The organism is Streptomyces torulosus (assembly GCF_001419765.1).
Classification (GTDB): domain Bacteria; phylum Actinomycetota; class Actinomycetes; order Streptomycetales; family Streptomycetaceae; genus Streptomyces; species Streptomyces torulosus.
The window spans coordinates 1-3,014 of sequence record NZ_LIRK01000213.1 but is presented as its reverse complement, the minus strand read 5'-3'; the positions used below and the strand labels follow the sequence as shown (position 1 = coordinate 3,014).

Annotated in this window: 4 protein-coding genes; 2 read left to right on the top strand and 2 right to left on the bottom strand. The window is 73.4% G+C overall.

Annotated features, from left to right (window positions below; translation table 11 throughout):
- Positions 1–235 precede the first annotated feature (235 nt).
- On the top strand, positions 236–433 hold the full coding sequence (locus tag AOK23_RS44980; protein ID WP_079049502.1) for a hypothetical protein: 198 nt from the start codon (positions 236–238) through the stop codon (positions 431–433).
- Positions 434–481: 48 nt separating this feature from the next.
- On the opposite strand, the gene AOK23_RS15780 is transcribed toward AOK23_RS44980, so the two are convergent.
- Positions 482–1,522 carry an ATP-dependent DNA ligase gene (locus tag AOK23_RS15780; RefSeq protein WP_055713350.1) on the bottom strand — a complete coding sequence of 347 codons (1,041 nt, stop codon included), beginning with the start codon at positions 1,520–1,522 and terminating at the stop codon, positions 482–484.
- 157 nt (positions 1,523–1,679) lie between these two features.
- Positions 1,680–2,495, bottom strand: coding sequence for an SAM-dependent methyltransferase (locus tag AOK23_RS15775; RefSeq protein WP_055713349.1), 816 nt, complete (start codon positions 2,493–2,495; stop codon positions 1,680–1,682).
- A 167-nt stretch (positions 2,496–2,662) separates the two neighbouring features.
- Here AOK23_RS15775 and AOK23_RS15770 point away from each other — a divergent pair.
- Positions 2,663–3,014 (top strand): hypothetical protein (locus tag AOK23_RS15770; RefSeq protein WP_206336212.1); only part of this gene is annotated, 352 nt, incomplete at its 3' end.

Genomic DNA, 3,014 nt, shown 5'->3' with positions numbered 1-3,014 from the left:
CCGTGGGGCTTCGGAGCCCGTGGGGAGATCGTCCGCCACTCGACTCGGCGCGTCCCCGGCGAGCCTCAGCCCGGCCCCCTCCGCGGCTCAGCCCGGTCGTCCCGTGGCTCGGACCTGCTGCTGACGTGGCTCGGCCCGACTCGCCGTAACTCGGCCCCCTCCGCCAAGCCGGCGCGCGTCACGGGGCCAGGCTGCTCGACCTGCCCCGACGAGGCGCCGGACATACATTCGGGTCATGGAGGAGATGCCGCGACGCATCGACCCCTCCACGGACCGGGCGACTGCCGCGCTCCTGCTCGGATGTCCACCGGAACAGGTCGGGTCCTGCCCGCGCTGCCAGGGGCTCACCCAGCGCTACGGCCCGAGGGCACGAGTCCTGTGCGCGGCCTGCCGAGCAGCGGACACCGCGGCCGCCGAGGAACATGGCGGCTGACTGCACGCATCCCCCGTCACTCCGGCAGGTGCCCCCGGCCTGTCCAGGTCATTCCGCGCCCTGCCCGTCCGGGTCACCCTCGCCCGGCCCCGTCCCCTCGTCGAACTCCGTCACCTCGTCGGGTGCCATGTCCTCCCGGAGGCGGGCGAAGCGGGCCGGGTGGCGCCAGGCTCCGTGGACCTGGGCGGTGTCCACGTCCATCTCGGCCACCAGGTCCGGCTCGACGAGGACGACCTCCAGGGGTGTGCGCGAGCCCCAGGACGTCGTGAAGTGGGTCCCCTCCCAGGGGTGGCCCGGTCGGGCCGGGGACAGCCGGGCGGCGATGTCCCGGACCGCCTCGGGGTGCAGCAGGGCGCTGCGGGCCACCAGCCGGAGGACTCCCTCGCGGTCGTAGCGGCCGAGGAGGACGGACTGCGGTCGGCGCAGGGTGCCCGTGACGGCGCCGACGATGCCCTCCGCGGTGTCCCGGCGCCGGATCTTGTACCAGCCGCGCGTCCCCGGCAGATACCGCTGCTGCCGGCCCTTGACCACGAGCCCCTCCACGCCGGGCACCCGCGTCCAGGAGGCCAGCCACTCCCGCGCGGTGGCCAGGTCGTGCGTCTCCGGGCAGAGGGTCCACGGCGCGGTCAGTCCGTGGCCGGTGAACAGCTCCTCCAGCGTCGCGCGCCGCTCGGCGTACGGCCGGCGGAGGAGTTCCACGCCGTCGGCCTGGAGCACGTCGAAGGCGATGAAGTGGGCGGGCAGCGCCTCGGCCAGCCGGGCGGCCGTGCGCCCGCCGGCCGAGGCCCGGCGTTGCAGCGACGCGAAGGACAGCTCCTCGCCCGCCCAGACCACCACCTCCCCGTCGAGGACCCAGCCGTCCGGCAGCGCCTGCGCGGCGGCGGCCAGGTCGGGGAAACGGGCCTGGATCAGGCTGCCCCGGCGGGACTGGATCAGCACGGGTCCGGGCGCCGGCCAGGGCGTGAAGACCAGCGTCCGGTATCCGTCGAACTTGGGCTGCAGGACGAGACCGCCGGGCAGCGCCGCGGACGGCGGCATCCGTTCCCGGGCCTTCGCCAGCATCGGCTCCACCGGCGGTCGCAGCACCATACGTCAGGTCTACGACCAGCCCGCCCGGCCCGCGACCCGAACGCGCCCCCGTCCCACGCCCCTCGCCTCAGCACATCGCGCCTCAGCCCGTGCGCCTCAGCACAACGCGCGGCAGCAGTGCCCGGCAGCTCAGCGCGCCGGCCCCGCGCCTCGGACGTCAGGGCTTGCGGGCCAGACCTCCGTGCTCGCCGATGACCTCGGGCGCCGCGTCGTCCGGCCCTGGACGCCACTGCGTGACCGACACCACGCCGGGGTCGATGAGCTCCAGGCCGTCGAAGTAGGCGGTGATCTGCTCGGGGGTCCGCAGGTTGTACGGCACGGCGCCGCTGTTGTTGTAGGCGTCCTGGGCCTGCTCGAAGACGGGATCGATGCCGAGGGAGCCGTCGTTGACGGAGAGGTAGCTGCCCGACGGCAGGGCCGCCATCAGCCGGGTGACGATGGAACGGGCCTGGTCGTGCTCGGCGACATGGCCCAGGATGTTGCTGAGGATGAGGGCGGTGGGCCGGCCGAAGTCCAGCGTCTCGGCGGCGGCCGCGAGGATGCGGTCCGGCTCCAGCACATTGGCGTCGACGTACGCGGTCGCCCCCTCCGGCGTGGAGGAGAGCAGCGCGCGGGCGTGCGCCAGGACCAGCGGGTCGTTGTCGACGTACACGATCCGCGACTCGGGCGCGATCCGCTGCGCGACCTCGTGCGTGTTGTTCGCGGTCGGCAGACCCGTACCGACGTCGAGGAACTGACGGATCCCCGCCTCCGCCACCAGGTACGTGATGTTGCGGCGAAGGAACGCCCGGCTGCTGCGCGCGATGGTGACGATGCCGGGGAACACCTTGGTGTAGGCGTCGCCCGCCTCCTCGTCGACCGGGTAGTTGTCCTTGCCGCCCAGCCAGTAGTTCCAGATACGGGCCGAGTGCGGCACCGACGTGTCGATCCTCTGGTGCGCCGCCGGTCCGGGCGTGCTCGCGTGTTCGGTCATGAGTGGCGTCCGTCTTTCCACCGAAGCATTTGATGTTTCAACAGACAACCTACGCCCCGACACCCCCGTCCCGCACACCAGTTGACGAACCAGGTCGCGCATCCGTTCCCGGCGGGCGCAGATCCTCGTCGGCCGGGGCCGGTCGTCCGCTGTGCTTCGATGGGGTGATGGGTGATCAGAACGGCGAGGGCCAGGAGGCGCGTTACCGTGCCTTGGACGCGAGGGTGACACGGCTGTACGGCGCGGGGCGGCTGGACGAGGCGCTGAAGGCCGTGACGGACGCGGCTCCTGGACTGCCCCGGCGACGCGCGGACCTCGCGCATCTGACCGCCTGTCTGCTGGCGCTCACCGGGCGCCCCGAGGACGCGCTCGCGGAGCTCCGCGCCGCGCTAGGCGACGGTGCCTGGTGGAGCCCGGCGATCCTCGTCGAGGACGACGACCTGGCCGCCGTACGGGACCTGCCGGGCTTCGACGCCCTGCTGAAGGAGTCCACCGCCCGGCAGGTCCCGTACGGCGGCC

Coding starts and splice junctions, on each gene's coding strand:
- AOK23_RS44980 (WP_079049502.1), top strand. CDS start 236: ATGGAGGAGATGCCGCGACGCATCGACCCCTCCACGGACCGGGCGACT.
- AOK23_RS15780 (WP_055713350.1), bottom strand. CDS start 1,522: ATGGTGCTGCGACCGCCGGTGGAGCCGATGCTGGCGAAGGCCCGGGAA.
- AOK23_RS15775 (WP_055713349.1), bottom strand. CDS start 2,495: ATGACCGAACACGCGAGCACGCCCGGACCGGCGGCGCACCAGAGGATC.